Below are 14,778 nucleotides of genomic sequence, written 5' to 3' on the forward strand. Positions count from 1 at the left end.
AAGGATTTTTCCGGAATGAGTAATTTTCTGTACGATTCAGACAAAGAGGATTTCAACATCGATCTGACCCCGTTAATCGATGTTATCTTCATGCTTATCATTTTCTTTGTCCTGACCACAAGCTTCATTACCACCGGAATAAAAGCGGAACTGCCGAAATCAGAACATGCATCCTCTATAACCGACAGTGAATACCTGATAACCGGTTTTGATGAAAACGGAAATCTGATGCTTGACAGATCCCCTTGTACCATTGAGGAACTGGAACAGGCCATTCTTGAAAATCCTGACAGGGAAATCAATCTATATACTGATCGCAACACTCCTTTTGAAAAAGTCATCAGAATAATCGACCTTGCCAAAACACATCGAAACGGCAGAATAATCATCACCACCGTAAACGACGGAGAGCAGTCAGGCAGATGACAAACAGAACGGTTTTTCAATCAGTCATTACAGCTTTTTCCGGAACTGTCATTCTGACGGTTGCGGTAATCGCCCTCCTGCTGAATCACCTGAATCATTCTGAAATGAATACCGGAGATCCCTCCGGACTGATTATTACGGAAATAATATCCTTAAACGGAGGAAGCGGCAGGTCCGTAAATCCCGATGCCGTCTCAGGCTCAGACATACACAGAGAACCGACGGCATCTGAAACGGTAAAGGAAAGTACTCCGAATCATACCTCAGCCGAAAAGCATACGGCAGACGTAAGCGACAAGGCGGCAGCCGTAAAAAAAACGGAAACGGAGAACAGAACTGCAACTAAAAAAACACGTCATCAGCAAAAAACACGCAGACAGGAATCCGTCAGTAAAAAAACCGCCTCTGACAAATCCGCAGCTGAACATAATTCAACCTCCCCCGCAAAAATAAATAATCAGACCGGCAGCAGTACCGGAACTTCCGGGGAAAAAGGAAAAAGCATTGAAGCATCCGATTCCGGAGCCTCATCATCTTCAACCTCGGGAACAGCGAAAAATACAGCTGAGGCAAATCACTACAACAAAGCCTACGGCATTCTTGTCAACAGAGCCAGACAGCTTCACACCTATCCCTACCAGGCGGTAAAAAGAGGTATTGAAGGCCGGGGGATTCTGACCGTAACTATCAACAGAAAAGGACTTGTTGTGGCATCAAAACTTACAAAGAGCAGTAATTCTCCAATACTTGACAAGGCAATGATAAGCCTCGGGGAAAAATTAATAGGATTTGATACAGGCATTACAGGCATGGATCTCATGGTCAACATTCCTCTTGTATACAGACTTACAAGATGACGGCAGAGAACATTTTTACCGGTTCGTTTCCTGTTAATTGCACTTCAGATCCAAATTTACTTACTGCTGTTGCATGAAAAAATCAGTATAAATCTGTTTTTTTTGTTAAAATATCAACCAGTCGATTGTATGTGTAATAATCAGTCTTCCTTTTTTATGAAGCCTGACGTATCCATAAGGAGCAGACTTACCGCCAATGATCTTTAATCCTTATCTTAACCTGAGATTTATTAATCATCTTAATGAAGTTCATTACGTTCCTTTTTCCGCACCAGAGCTGTACTGGGCCACCCAGACCTGTCAGTCGGAGGTTCTGGCGTACACCGAACGTCTGTTAAGACAGGACAAGGTAAGTAATTACACGTCACTTAAAAATTATCTGATTTCCATAAGAGACACTGACGCATGGAAAATCGGAGCTTTCAAATTTTTCCATCACTACAACAAGACACATCCGAATTCCATTTCCGGTTTAAGTCTCAAAAATGACTCCACCTCAATGGAAAAATTTATTGACGAACTGGAAATCAATCCGAACCTCGGTGATTACTATGAAGAATGCGGACATGACCCGCATCTGGCCCTGAAGTATTCCGTATCCAAAATCATCTGCGATGAAAGACGGCTCAACTGGATGAACACCTTCTGTGACAAATTCTCCACCATACTTGATATCGCGGCTGACACGGGGATTGTTCTCAGTAATCTGACCAAACAGCTGGATCTTGTGGACAGTGCTTTCAGCATAGGAATCATCAACCAGGCAGAATACGACGACCTGCTTAAAATATGCGGTGAAAGAATCATCAAGATGTATTCATCATGGGGAGAATACCTGGCCGCATCCCTGCTCTGCAAGCTTTACGACATCTGTCTCTCATCCGCAGAGGTGAAATACCTGCCCCGTCAGGCGCAGACGCTGCTTGACAGCTACTATCTGTGCTGCAACAACGATCTCAATGACATTCTGACAGTACCGGGATGGGATGACGCGGATCTCAGGGATCTGAAGGAAGCTCTCAGACCTCTGGTAAACGCAGAATCTCTTGATTCCCGCTGGAACAGCGCATGCAACAGAGAACTTGTATGTGTAAACAAGCTCACCGGCGGTTTCCGTCTGTTTGAAGAAAAATTTATTCCCTACATCAGAGAACACCATCTGAATTTATTCATTAAGGAATCAGGTAAGTTTGACGAATTCATTCCCATCGTCGGTGGCAAGGATTTCAATATCTACCTGAAGACGCTTCATCTTCCTCTGGTTGAAAATGAAGTTCCTCTCATGCTTTCAAAATTCGGACTTTTTACCAATCTGGGATTCTGGTCATTCGACGTATCCCCTAATGCAGTATTCACGCAATGGCCTGAACATCTGACCGTTGATGCGGGAATTCCCGTGAACAAGGATTACGGACACATATCCATACCGTTCTACATCAGGGAACTTCGCTGTGATATCAATATCAGTCTTCCTCATCAGTACACCTGCAACAGTCTCTTTCTGAAGAAATCTCCAACGGAACAGGCTGAGTATATTCGCAGGGAAACCGACGATCTGCAGACCTTTTTCAGCAGACTTCCGCAGTTCCTTAAATAATATCCATTGTTACGGACATGTCATTAAAAAACTCCCCGGACATTCCGAATTTCATGTTCCAGAGAGTTCTTTCACGCAGATTGTCAGATATTACCGCAGTTCCGGTACTTTTAAGGAGCTGTCAGAATAAAACCTTTTTTAAGAACGATGTAACCATCCCTGTCAGAATTCTGCATCATGGCCACAATGATTTCCCACCATGTGCAGACAAGCAGAACAAGTGCCGGAATAACCAGAAAACTTGCTAAACACATAACGAGGTAAACAATACCCATACCTATCTGGCCTGCATAGAACTTATGTACACCAAAAGCTCCAAGGAAAAATGCAAACAGGATATACGGAAGTTTCTGAACTCTTACAACTTCAGACCAGTTATAGATTCCCGTTCCGTTAGTACCGTTCAAACTGTTTCTGTATCTAATTCCGAGCTGACGCTCCTGAGCCTCATGAACCAGCTGCCGCATGAATTCATCAAGATTTGAGGTTATGTACGAATGAAGTGATGAAAAAGATATTCCTGCGTGTTCAGCAATATCCCTGACCAGCTGACTGAGCTTTGCAGGATCATTCACTTCCTCCGCACTCAGTCTGGTTGATATGGGCCGGATGTCATGATTTATTCTCATACCGGACGGATCAATATCCATGTGAACAGCAGACATGACTGCTCTGCTGAAAGAAAGATAAATCTGCAGCGCCCTCTTTCCTGAAGCCGGCATCAGAATGAATGCATAACTGTCATCCTGAAAATCATAATCTGTGTTGAAATTGTACATTATCTCACTTGATTTTATTTCTACACGCATAACAACCTCTCGGTAAAAAATCTTTCTTCACTGCAGACATCAGAACACAGTATGATGAAAATCAGCACACAAATCAAAAAAAAACTTCAGCAAAATCATGCGAAGCTCGATTCTGCTGAAGTTTTAATCAGAAAATAACTAATAATTCCCTGATTTTAAGCCTTGGTATTTACAAAACCGGCCTTAAGAGTAATACGGCCGTTTTCATCAGCATTTGCCATCGCAGCCACAATGATTTCCCACCATACGCAGACAAGCAGAACAAGTCCCGGAATAACCAGAAAACTTGCTAAACACATAACGAGGTAAATAATACCCATACCGGTCTGGCCTGCATAGAACTTATGTACACCCAAAGCTCCAAGGAAGAAAGCTAAAAGAATATAAATCAGTTTATCTACGGTAACAGTTTTAACATTTGCTGAATCAGTCATAATTTCACCTTTTTAATATTTTATTAACAATTGCGACTCAAGTATATATTTATCGTTATCAATAAACATTTATATTTGCTTATACTGCATCTTTATTTGTAATATTGTTCACATATTTATATATTTTTACATAAAAATACAGAATCACTTTTTCACTGTGAACAAAAATTCTATTTATTAAGTTTTCAGAAACAGTTGCCAGAGTCTTTTAAAAATCACGCTCTGGTATTTATAAAACCGGCTTTAAGCGTTATTCGTCCTTTTTCATCAGTTTTAGCCAGCAATGCCTCAATTATTTCCCACCATACGCAAACCATAAGAATCAGTACCGGAATAACCAGAAAACTCGTAAGACACATCAGCAGATAGATAATTCCGTACCCAACCTGCCCGGCATAGAACTTGTGCACACCAAAGCTGCCAACAAAGAACGCCATTACCAGATAACCTATTTTGTCCACACGGACTGTGTTTCCGGCATAAAAACCTGACGATGAATTTCTGGTCACATGCGGAGGAGGTGTTACGGCCACCTGCAGATTATTGCTTAATGATGAATTTACATATGCAGCAATCTGTCTTTCAATTACGTTCACAGCCATTTCATATGAACTGCCGTTCGGAAGAACAGGAAATGAGGTTCCCTGATTATAAAGTGCGGTACCGAAAAATTTTATAAAGGAGATATTAAAACGATGATCATAGGTTATCAGAAGTTCAGCAGCCTGTTTTAAAGCTTCTTCCTGGAACGGAACATCCTCGCCGGGACGAAGACAGGCATCCTTTGCGGTAGTTACCTGATAAGAAAAGAAAACAGTACAGATATACATATACTGCTCATGAGAAAACACCCCCTGAACATACAGTCCGGCAGCAGCAAATCTTCTGGCATACGCATAAGCCATTCTGACCAGCGGTGACAGTTCCGGTATATTAAGGGCTCCAAGATCATCACTTATGTTGCCGAAAATTCCGCACGCAAGATTGTGAGTTTTACAAACCGCGTCAATCAGTCTCTGTTCCATGTTTTCCTCCTGAAATATCACGTTAAGAATTATGCTTTAAGTATATATTTAATCATCTGACTTGCAACTGAATCTGCCTGCTGTAATTCACCTTTTTTGCAAAGTGTGCCGGATTATGCTGTAAAGATTCGGATTCTGCAGTCCGCATCGGGAAGTACACAGAAGAACACCGTTACCAATCCTATAACCGGTAACGGTGTTCTCTAAAGGTTCACACTTAAGTATAGTCCTGATTACCGGAACTATCCTCTTATTCTCAGATAAGTTCTGTGAGGAATAAATGAAAGCAGGGTAACCAGTCCGGCAACAGCAGTGTTGCACACGAAAATAATGATAATCCACTGAACCATGGTCAGACCTGCAAAATCCCAGGCGGCATCACCGCATACTCCGGTAGGAGCAAAAACTGAAGGAATCCATTCATCAAGTTTCATATATGACGGGAAGTTTGCATGAAAACCGCAGGTGGTTGTTGAAGCAAACGGATCAAGAAGAGACTTCTGATAATCTATTTCATATCCGCGGTGTTCAATGGATATCACCAGTCCCCACACTGATGAAACAAGCCAGATCACACTTGAAAGAAGTCTTACCGGCATAAATCTCGGAATGGTAACACCGATAATGGCGGCTATGCCGAAAAACATGAAGCAGGCTCTTTCATACACACACTCAATACACGGATTGAGTTTCAGATAATACTGAAAATACAGACCGCATGCTTCATAAAAAATAAAGCCTAAAAAAAGCAGTCCCCAGAGAACTCTTGTATGAGGAAACCAAATCTTCAGAAAAAAATCTTTTATAAGTTTCATTATTCATTCCATTTTTACTGTGCAGGCCGACTATCAGACATTACTGCGGCTCAGAACACCACAGCCTAACCGAATTTTATAACAAAGCCGGGGACAGCGGTATTTCTCTGCACTTTTTTACAGTCATTATGCTAACTTCATCTACATAAAAACAAATTACAGCCCATAAAACACGCCATACATCCGTCATAAACGATACTGCATACTGCAATATCGTAAATATTGAAACAGCATTTTAACAGATATCAAACACAATATTACTAAATGTTTATTATTTTTGTATTAAAAAATGTAAATTTCTCATTTTCAAAATAAAAAAAATATAAAGTGAGTTTTAATAAATCAGATGACCTATAATCAGATTATGGATTTCAATGATTTTGTCAGCTGCATAAAATTATTTTGATTCCAATAAACAGTCCACTAACACCACTAACACAGTACAAGGAGTTGTTATGAGTCTATTTTTACCTAAACTCAAATATGAACTGGATGAATTGGAACCGTTCATTTCCGCCAGAACCATGGATTTCCACTACAACAAGCATTTCCAGAATTACATCAATACCGCAAACACCCTGATTCAGGACACTGATTTTGCGGACAAGTCTCTCAAGGAAATCGTTCAGACCTCCATCGGACCAATCTTCAACAATGCGGCTCAGGCATTCAACCATGAATTCTATTTCAACTGTCTGTGTCCTAAAGGCAAGGCAGTGCAGATACCATCCGCTCTTGCCGAAGCAATCAATGACAATTTCGGCTCACTGGCCAACTTCGAGGAACAGTTCACAAAGAATGCCATCGGCAATTTCGGTTCCGGATGGACATGGCTGGTTCAGAATCCGGTAAGCCGCAAGCTCTCAATTGTAAACACCGGCAATGCCGCCACCCCGCTTACCGACGGCATGAGCGTTCTTCTCTGCATAGACGTATGGGAACATGCCTACTATCTGGATTACCAGAACCGTCGCAAGGACTATGTTCTTGAATTCTTTGACTATATTGACTGGGACTTTGTTGCTTCCAATCTGATTAAGTAAATAAAATACCGGAAATTTTTATTTTTCCTGATTTTATAAAAAGGAACAGCCTGCTGTTCCTTTTTTACTAAATCTGAGATAACAGTGAAACGCTACTTTACGCGTAGATGTTCATTCTGCATGATGTAAGTCTTTTCATCTCATATCCATCAGTTTCACAATCATTCAAAAAATGATACTATTCACCATGTACGGAATGATTGATTAAGATTCATGGTAATTACACATATGATCCCTCAGCTAATATACACTCTCATCCTGCTTGGAATAGCCGGCATATCCATACTGTTAAGCGTCATTGCATACTTTTATTCCGATTCAGTTGTACCTTCTTTTTTGATTTTCTTAATAAGCTTCGCAGTCCTTTATCTGATTATCAGTTTATGGGATAAAAAGCGAGTAAAAGCACATGATGAGAAAGTACATCAGACAGTGGAATCCATGAACAATGGAGATTATTACCGCAGTACCGGGTGGCAGAATGCATACAGGGAATACAAAAATACTCATCAGTTCACGGATACAGCAGGTTCCAGAATAACTAACCGTGTAAAAAGCTTCTATAAATATGCCTTTTCCAATCTGACCGGAGCCGCATTACTGACACTCATAATCGTGATTTACCTGACAATGACCGGTCTTTTCGGTTCCATGTTTTCAGAATATCCTGAATGGTACTGCCGTCTCGCTCTAATACCGGGCCTGCCGGCAATAATATACTATGCGTCTCTCAATATAATAGGTTTCGTCACTACCGTTCCATACAAGCAATGGAAAAACAAACAGCATTTTTCAAAAAGTTTTACCCTTGATGATATAGAAAAACTGATGAATTCCGGTAAATACATCGCCGCTCACAACTCACTGATAATCTTCGGCAATAAACATGTGCTTCTGAGCAATCGTACCGGCACCATTTTTCTGCCTTATGAAAATATCAGAGAAATAGGACAGGCTGTTCATGTCCGCCCTATGTATATAAGTACTTCACGTTACGGAAAAAAACGTTATGAAGGACTCGGCTATTCCAACAAATTAATTATCAGTTTTGTTACCGAGGAAGAAGATCTTGTTCCTCAATTCTGGAAACTGTCCCGTTCTGACTGGACGCATTTTCTTGGCAAATATGAGGTCAGCGAATTATTTTCAGACGGAATTTCTGCTGATTTTGGCTCACCAGGATTCTCAACCGCATTCACTTTCAATACTTATCAGATAAAAATGATCATTGATGAATTCGACAGAAGAGGCATTTTTCATCAGTCTGAACAGAAAGACATGACCTTATTCTTTGAGAATGAAGAACCTAGTCTCATCGACACTCTGAGCCACAGCAACATTTCGGATTTCTTTTAAAAATCCATCCTGCTGATTACATAATATTTTTCTGAACATCAGACAAAGCATGACTGTCCGGTCATGCTTTGTCTGTCTGATAAAACCAAAGTGCAGACCACCTCTTTCTGCAAACGTTTTCTCACCTTATCAGAGCTGAGAATACATCAAAAATGTGATAGAATACGCACGTTTATTTAATAATTGACTATTTTCGGGGTTATTTATTCATGACTTCTACAGAAAAACCACTATTTGTAACATGTGCCCTGCCGTATGCAAACGGCTCTATTCATTTAGGTCACATTCTCGAACACATTCAGGCTGATATTTACGTTCGTTTCCAGCGAATGCTCGGCCGTAAGGTATATTTTGTCTGTGCAGATGACCAGCACGGAAGTCCAATCATGCTCAAGGCACAGAAAATGGGCATAACTCCCGAAGCAATGATCGCTGAAGTGGAAAAGGAACATCACGCTGACTTTGCCGGCTTCAACATCACCTACGATAACTACTACCGCACCAACTCTCCTGAAAATCAGGAAATCTGCTGCAGCATGTTCAACAAGCTTAAGGAAAAGGGATATATCAAGACCCGTACCATTTCCCAGCTGTTCGATCCTGAAAAGAACATGTTCCTTCCGGACAGATTCGTAAAAGGAACCTGTCCTAAGTGCGGAGCAGCAGACCAGTACGGCGACAACTGCGAAGTATGCGGTGCAACCTATTCACCTACAGAATTAAAGGATGCCTATTCAACCATTTCAGGTGCCAAGCCTGTTCTCAGGGAATCCGAACATTACTTCTTCGATCTTCCTCAGTTCGAAGAATTTCTGAAGACCTGGACCAAGAGCGGCGTTCTTCAGGCTGAAATGAGCAACAAGCTTCAGGAATGGTTCGAACAGGGACTGCAGGAATGGGACATCAGCCGTGATGCGCCATATTTCGGATTTAAGATTCCGGGTACCGATGACAAGTATTTCTATGTATGGCTTGACGCTCCTGTAGGATATCTTGCCTCTCTCAAGAACCTTCTCGACAAACAGGGTATCAGCGTTTACGACATTATCGACAAGAAGAATGACACTGAAATCGTTCACTTCATCGGTAAGGACATTCTCTACTTCCACTCACTGTTCTGGCCGGCCACAATGGAAGGCTGCGGTTACAAGTCACCAAGCAAGATTTTTGTTCACGGTTACGTAACCGTAAACGGAGCAAAGATGAGTAAGTCAAAAGGTACCTTCATCAAGGCTTCAACATATCTCAAGCACTTCAATGCGGAATGTCTGAGATACTACTATGCCTCTAAGATGAACGGCAAGATTGACGACCTTGACTTCAACCTTGAAGACTTCGTAGCCAAGGTTAACTCAGATATCGTTAACAAGATTGTAAACCTCGCTTCCAGAACCGCAGGCTTCGTAACCAAGAAGTTCAACGGCAGACTGGCAGATACAATTGCTGATCCTGAATTTCTGGCTAAATTCACAGCCATCAAGGATTCAGTTCGTGATGCCTACCTGAACAGAGAATACAGCCACGCCATCCGTGAAATCATGTCTCTGGCTGACCTTGCCAACAAGTATGTTGACGACAACGCTCCATGGGTTATTGCCAAGGATGAAAGCAAGCAGAAGGAACTTCTGGACATCTGTACCATGTCTCTGAACATGTACAGAATTCTGATTACCTACCTCTCACCTATTCTTCCTGAATTAACCGAAAAGAGCGCCGACTTCCTGGCAACCGATTTATCATGGGACAGCATCGAAACTCCACTGACCGGCTCTGAAATCAAACCGTTCAAGGCTCTGTTCACCAGAATCGACAGCAAGACCGTTGCTCAGATGATTGAAGATTCCAAGGAAGACATCAAGGCAGAACAGGCTCCTAAGGCAGAAAAGAAGCAGGCCAAGAAGGATGACGATGAAGCTCCTGCACAGATTACCATTGACGAATTCGCCAAGGTTGACATGCGTGCCGCCAAGGTACTCGCATGCGAAGCCGTTCCTGAATCAAAGAAGCTTCTCCGTTTCGAACTTGATTTAGGCAACGGTGAAAAGCGTCAGATTTTCTCAGGCATCAAATCAGCCTACCAGAATCCTGAAGAACTTGTCGGCCGTTTTGTAATTGTTGTATACAATCTGGCTCCGCGCAAGATGAAATTCGGCGTATCTGAAGGCATGATTCTCAGTGCCGGCTCCGGCGACAAGGATATATTCCTGTTAAGCGCTGACAGCGGTGTTAAACCAGGTGATCGTGTGATGTAATCCGTAACGGATTGAATCGTACCAGTCCTCATGACGGAAAACCGTCATGAGGATTTTTTTATCATTCCATTACAGACTGTAAAAGCAGAACCCCGTGCAGAAATAACTGCACGGGGTTTTTCTTATTGACTTTCAGTAATGTAAGAATTACTTAGCCTTGATTACTTCGAGACCGTTCATGTACTTTCTGAGAACTTCAGGAACAACAATTGAACCGTCAGCCTGCTGATAGTTTTCCATTACGGCAACCAGACAGCGACCAACAGCAAGACCTGAACCGTTAAGAGTATGAACCAGTCTGGTCTTACCGTCTGTATCACGGAAACGTGCCTGCATTCTTCTTGCCTGGAAATCGGTACAGTTAGAGCATGAAGAAATTTCTCTGTAGCAGCCCTGAGCAGGAATCCACACTTCAAGGTCATAGGTCTTGGCAGAGCTGAAGCCCATATCACCGGTGGACAGAGCCATTACACGATATGGAAGCTTTAATTCCTTCAGTACGTCTTCAGCGTCAGAGGTAAGCTGTTCAAGAGCTTCCCATGAATGATCCGGATGAACCACCTGTACCATTTCTACCTTGTCGAACTGATGCATTCTGATTAAACCGCGGGTATCACGGCCTGCTGAACCTGCTTCTGATCTGAAGCAAGGGGTATGAGCGGTAACCTTGAGAGGAAGATCCTTCACATCAAGAATGGTGTCACGAACGATATTGGTCAGAGGAACTTCCGCGGTAGGAATAAGACAGAACTTGCGGTTAACATTGTCACCGTCGGCATTACCGTCAAGAGAAGTATGAAAAAGGTCTTCCGCAAACTTTGGCAGCTGACCGGTACCGTATAAAGAGTCGTGATTCACGAGATATGGTACGTAGCATTCTGAATAGCCGTGCTTTTCAGTATGGATATCCAGCATGAACTGAGCAAGTGCTCTGTGCAGACGGGCAATAGGACCGCGCATCAAAGCAAAACGCGCACCGGAAATCTTACGAGCATTGTCAAAATCAAGCTGAGCGAGATTTTCACCGAGTGCAACGTGATCTTTAGGTTCGAAATCAAATTCTCTCGGGGTACCCACTACACGTACAACAACGTTTTCGGTTTCATCCTTGCCTACAGGAACTGAATCGTCAGGGATGTTAGGAACGGTAAGAGCGTAAGTATTGATTTCAGCAAGAACAGCATCCTGCTTAGCCTTAACTTCTGTGAGCTCTTCACCAATCTGCTTAACCTGTTCCTTAATGGCTGAAACATCTTCGCCATTCTTCATAGCCACACCAATTGACTTGGAAAGGCTGTTACGCTGGGCCTGAAGGTCCTGAGTCTTAATCTGAAGTTCACGACGCTGTTCTTCGAGGCCGTTTAACTTATCAACATCAAGCTTAAAATTACGGGTTGCCAGGCGGGCTGCGGCATATTCAATCTCGCCGCGAAGATATTTTGAATCTAGCATTTAAAAAGACCACAAATTCAATATGTTTTGCTTAAAAACAAACTTTCTCAAAAATCATTCCTGTTAAAGGAATACGAAAAATTTAAAACCAAGTGAATTATACTCTAATTTGCATAAAAAGGCATTATGGTAACTGCTTTAGAAAGCTAAAAAGCTTATGGTTTTATTCTGTTTTAACCAGATTCACGTACTTATTTAAGGAATCCTCTCCATGACGGTATTAACTCCTGTTAAGGACTGCAGCCAAAAAAATCGTGTTTTTACCGGAAGGCCTTAATCTGAACCGTTGCCTTTCCGCCAAAAAAGAAGCCCCGGCAGTGCCGGGACTTCTATTCCTACAGTCGTCTGTTCTTTTTAAGAGAAAGATGCTTTACCACAACTTCCTTCTTACGTTTCTGGAAATACTTGGCCAGGGTTTCAGCAATATACACACTGCGGTGCTGACCGCCGGTGCAGCCTATTGCCACGGTCAGATAACTTCTGTTTGAACGTTCAAAAAACGGCAGCCACTGATTCAGCAGGCTGTCGATATTCTGGATATAAAGCTGGACTTCCGGATAATCGGCAAAGAAATCAACAACATCCTGATCGAGACCGGTTAAAGGTCTGAGTTTTGCAACCCAGTGAGGATTAGGCAGAAATCTGGTGTCGAAAACGAAATCCGCATCCTTGGCAATACCGTTTTTGAAACCGAAGGATTCAAAAATCATGGTCAGGGATTTTTCTTTTTTGCCGAGAACAAGGGAAGTAATATGCTGTGACAGATCATGGATACTCAGGTTTGAAGTGTCGATTCTGGCATCGGCAAGCTCCGCTATAGGATCCAGAATGTCATGTTCCCTGATTATCGCCTCTCCCAGAGAAAGCTTTTCCTGCCCCTTGGAAAGCGGATGAAGTCGTCTGGTTTCCTCGTATCGCTTAATCAGAATCTGGTCATCTGCATCCAGGAAAATACTGATTACCTCATTATTTGGATCGTTCTTTATCGAATCGACGAAATTTGAATAATCCTCGGTGTTCTTGGAAAAATTTCTGATATCAATGCTGACGGCCACGGAAGAATAATCCTGACTGCTGAGTTTAACAAGTTCAGGCAGAAACGCCATAGGCAGATTATCGACACAATAGAAGCCAAGATCCTCAAGAACCCCCAGCGCTATTGACTTACCGGCACCGCTGCGGCCGCTGACAATAAATAATCTCATAACTGCTACCCATGTGACTGTTAAACACTGAAAAACTTAACTGAATTTTCAGATAACAAAATTCAGGAAACCGTTTTTATTATACTTCATATAGCCTTATTTTATCGAAATTATCGATATAAAACAGCATAAACAGAATTAAATGATAAGCCAAAACTTAAAAATAACGTTAAAGGTTAAGAAATTGTATTTATTTTTAAGCAAAAAATCCCCGGACGCAGAATCCGGGGTAAATCGCTCAAAACAAATTATATGAAAAAACACCACTATGCCTGCCATCATGAAGATGGTGCCAGCCGTCGTGATTGCGGATCAGATCTTTTCCGTCAGAAATAAAACTGCACACCAGTCCACCGTTGAAAAAAGATCCGAAATTAGGTTTTGCATCAGTCTATTATTATTATCTCTGATGTATTAAATTTTATGCTCTGTTGCTGGCAATAACGTTTTTGATACTGTCGCAGATCTTCATGGCAACCTTAGGATTGTTCATGGTATAAATATGAATACCATCTACCCCCGCGGCCAGGAGATCAATAATCTGATTAGTCGCAAAAGCAATGCCCGCGTCAAAAAGAGCTTCCTTATTGTCTGCAAATTTATCCAGCATTCTCTTCAGATTGTCAGGCAGTGACGCACCGCAGAGACCTACCATTCTTTCAATCTGTGCCTTGTTGATTACAGGCATGATACCGGCTTCAATAGGAACATTGATGCCTGCAACCTTGCACAGCTCGATAAATCTGTAGAAAATATCATTATCAAAAAACAGCTGGGAAACAAGATGCTGTGCACCTGCATCAACCTTGCGCTTAAGATTGATTACGTCTTCACTGAGGCTCTGGGCTTCAGGATGACCTTCAGGATAGCAGGCCGCACTGATACCGAGGTCGCTGTGCTGCTTCACAAAGGTAATCAGATCGGAAGCATGCATGAAATCATTCTTGGGAGCAAGATTCGGATTATGATCGCCTCTTAACGCCAGAATATTATCAATGTCATTAGCCTTGAGATTATTAACCATCTCGATGATTTCGTCTTTTGAGTAATTGAGACAGGTCAGGTGAGCCACTGCTTCAATACCGAAATTCTTCTTGATTTTACTGGCGATTTCAACTGTTTTGGAATTGGTAACTGAACCACCGGCACCGAAGGTTACGGAGATGAAATCAGGTTTGAGTTCGGTAAGAATTCCCAGGGTTTCATCTATACTCTTCAGAGCTTCATCTCTCTTCGGAGGGAATATCTCAAAAGACACTACCGGTTTTTTCTGTTTAAAAATTTGAGCGACCTGCATAAAAGCACCTTTAATTATTAATTATTTATTATTTACTGTATTTATTTTTAGTCTTCGAAGCTCTCAGGCTTCATTTGCTGCTATTTTATAACAAAGCTGGACGTTTGGATAATTATATAAAAAACTAACATGTTATAAAATAATTCTATAGCAATAATTTTTTCTTAGAACATTGTTTACGTGGAACCTGCCGGAATATTAAATTTCCTC

General features: G+C 41.9%; 13 protein-coding genes. 6 read left to right on the forward strand and 7 right to left on the reverse strand.

Annotated features, from left to right (window positions below; genetic code table 11):
- Positions 1-15 precede the first annotated feature (15 nt).
- From BMY80_RS04625 to BMY80_RS04635, 3 genes are all read left to right on the forward strand, one after another.
- On the forward strand, positions 16-426 hold the full coding sequence (locus BMY80_RS04625; RefSeq protein WP_051621828.1) for an ExbD/TolR family protein: 411 nt from the start codon (positions 16-18) through the stop codon (positions 424-426).
- Positions 423-1,283, forward strand: coding sequence for a TonB family protein (locus tag BMY80_RS04630; RefSeq protein WP_093141361.1), 861 nt, complete (start codon positions 423-425; stop codon positions 1,281-1,283). Before BMY80_RS04625 ends, BMY80_RS04630 begins: the two co-directional genes overlap by 4 nt.
- A gap of 196 nt (positions 1,284-1,479) precedes the next feature.
- Positions 1,480-2,880: a hypothetical protein gene (locus BMY80_RS04635; RefSeq protein WP_093141365.1), complete on the forward strand. Its 1,401-nt coding sequence runs from the start codon at positions 1,480-1,482 to the stop codon at positions 2,878-2,880.
- A 110-nt stretch (positions 2,881-2,990) separates the two neighbouring features.
- Here BMY80_RS04635 and BMY80_RS12355 read toward each other — a convergent pair whose 3' ends face one another.
- From BMY80_RS12355 to BMY80_RS04655, 4 genes are all read right to left on the reverse strand, one after another.
- Positions 2,991-3,689: a TM2 domain-containing protein gene (locus BMY80_RS12355; protein WP_218140314.1), complete on the reverse strand. Its 699-nt coding sequence runs from the start codon at positions 3,687-3,689 to the stop codon at positions 2,991-2,993.
- Positions 3,690-3,844: 155 nt separating this feature from the next.
- Positions 3,845-4,123 (reverse strand): TM2 domain-containing protein, encoded by a 279-nt coding sequence (locus tag BMY80_RS04645; protein WP_093141367.1) that lies wholly within the window; start codon positions 4,121-4,123, stop codon positions 3,845-3,847.
- Positions 4,124-4,338: 215 nt separating this feature from the next.
- Positions 4,339-5,148, reverse strand: coding sequence for a TM2 domain-containing protein (locus BMY80_RS12360; protein WP_218140315.1), 810 nt, complete (start codon positions 5,146-5,148; stop codon positions 4,339-4,341).
- Between the two features lie 242 nt (positions 5,149-5,390).
- Positions 5,391-5,963 carry a disulfide bond formation protein B gene (locus BMY80_RS04655; protein ID WP_051621831.1) on the reverse strand — a complete coding sequence of 191 codons (573 nt, stop codon included), beginning with the start codon at positions 5,961-5,963 and terminating at the stop codon, positions 5,391-5,393.
- A gap of 455 nt (positions 5,964-6,418) precedes the next feature.
- Between BMY80_RS04655 and BMY80_RS04660 the strand changes: the two genes are divergently transcribed.
- From BMY80_RS04660 to metG, 3 genes are all read left to right on the forward strand, one after another.
- Entirely contained in the window at positions 6,419-7,006 is a 588-nt protein-coding gene (locus tag BMY80_RS04660; protein WP_093141370.1) for a superoxide dismutase, read from the forward strand.
- A 228-nt stretch (positions 7,007-7,234) separates the two neighbouring features.
- Positions 7,235-8,362, forward strand: a complete 1,128-nt coding sequence (locus BMY80_RS04665) for a hypothetical protein (protein ID WP_093141372.1) — start codon at positions 7,235-7,237, stop codon at positions 8,360-8,362.
- A 182-nt stretch (positions 8,363-8,544) separates the two neighbouring features.
- Positions 8,545-10,614, forward strand: coding sequence for a methionine--tRNA ligase (metG, locus tag BMY80_RS04670; protein ID WP_281242270.1), 2,070 nt, complete (start codon positions 8,545-8,547; stop codon positions 10,612-10,614).
- 147 nt (positions 10,615-10,761) lie between these two features.
- Here the strand turns inward: metG and serS are convergent, their stop codons facing one another.
- From serS to metF, 3 genes are all read right to left on the reverse strand, one after another.
- Entirely contained in the window at positions 10,762-12,066 is a 1,305-nt protein-coding gene (gene serS, locus BMY80_RS04675; RefSeq protein WP_031579108.1) for a serine--tRNA ligase, read from the reverse strand.
- Positions 12,067-12,401: 335 nt separating this feature from the next.
- Positions 12,402-13,271 (reverse strand): RNase adapter RapZ, encoded by an 870-nt coding sequence (gene rapZ, locus BMY80_RS04680; protein WP_093141376.1) that lies wholly within the window; start codon positions 13,269-13,271, stop codon positions 12,402-12,404.
- Between the two features lie 421 nt (positions 13,272-13,692).
- The gene (gene metF, locus BMY80_RS04685) at positions 13,693-14,568 is read right to left on the reverse strand and encodes a methylenetetrahydrofolate reductase [NAD(P)H] (protein ID WP_093141378.1); all 876 of its coding nucleotides are present in this window, start codon (positions 14,566-14,568) and stop codon (positions 13,693-13,695) included.
- Between the last annotated feature and the right edge of the window lie 210 nt (positions 14,569-14,778).

The organism is Ruminobacter amylophilus (genome assembly GCF_900115655.1).
Lineage (GTDB): Bacteria > Pseudomonadota > Gammaproteobacteria > Enterobacterales > Succinivibrionaceae > Ruminobacter > Ruminobacter amylophilus.

What these genes read in the sequence shown, in the direction of transcription:
- BMY80_RS04635 (WP_093141365.1), top strand. Translation starts at nt 1,480, where the DNA reads ATGATCTTTAATCCTTATCTTAACCTGAGATTTATTAATCATCTTAAT.
- rapZ (WP_093141376.1), bottom strand. Translation starts at nt 13,271, where the DNA reads ATGAGATTATTTATTGTCAGCGGCCGCAGCGGTGCCGGTAAGTCAATA.
- BMY80_RS04645 (WP_093141367.1), bottom strand. Translation starts at nt 4,123, where the DNA reads ATGACTGATTCAGCAAATGTTAAAACTGTTACCGTAGATAAACTGATT.
- serS (WP_031579108.1), bottom strand. Translation starts at nt 12,066, where the DNA reads ATGCTAGATTCAAAATATCTTCGCGGCGAGATTGAATATGCCGCAGCC.
- BMY80_RS04660 (WP_093141370.1), top strand. Translation starts at nt 6,419, where the DNA reads ATGAGTCTATTTTTACCTAAACTCAAATATGAACTGGATGAATTGGAA.
- BMY80_RS12355 (WP_218140314.1), bottom strand. Translation starts at nt 3,689, where the DNA reads ATGCGTGTAGAAATAAAATCAAGTGAGATAATGTACAATTTCAACACA.
- BMY80_RS04665 (WP_093141372.1), top strand. Translation starts at nt 7,235, where the DNA reads ATGATCCCTCAGCTAATATACACTCTCATCCTGCTTGGAATAGCCGGC.
- BMY80_RS04630 (WP_093141361.1), top strand. Translation starts at nt 423, where the DNA reads ATGACAAACAGAACGGTTTTTCAATCAGTCATTACAGCTTTTTCCGGA.
- metF (WP_093141378.1), bottom strand. Translation starts at nt 14,568, where the DNA reads ATGCAGGTCGCTCAAATTTTTAAACAGAAAAAACCGGTAGTGTCTTTT.
- BMY80_RS04655 (WP_051621831.1), bottom strand. Translation starts at nt 5,963, where the DNA reads ATGAAACTTATAAAAGATTTTTTTCTGAAGATTTGGTTTCCTCATACA.
- BMY80_RS04625 (WP_051621828.1), top strand. Translation starts at nt 16, where the DNA reads ATGAGTAATTTTCTGTACGATTCAGACAAAGAGGATTTCAACATCGAT.
- BMY80_RS12360 (WP_218140315.1), bottom strand. Translation starts at nt 5,148, where the DNA reads ATGGAACAGAGACTGATTGACGCGGTTTGTAAAACTCACAATCTTGCG.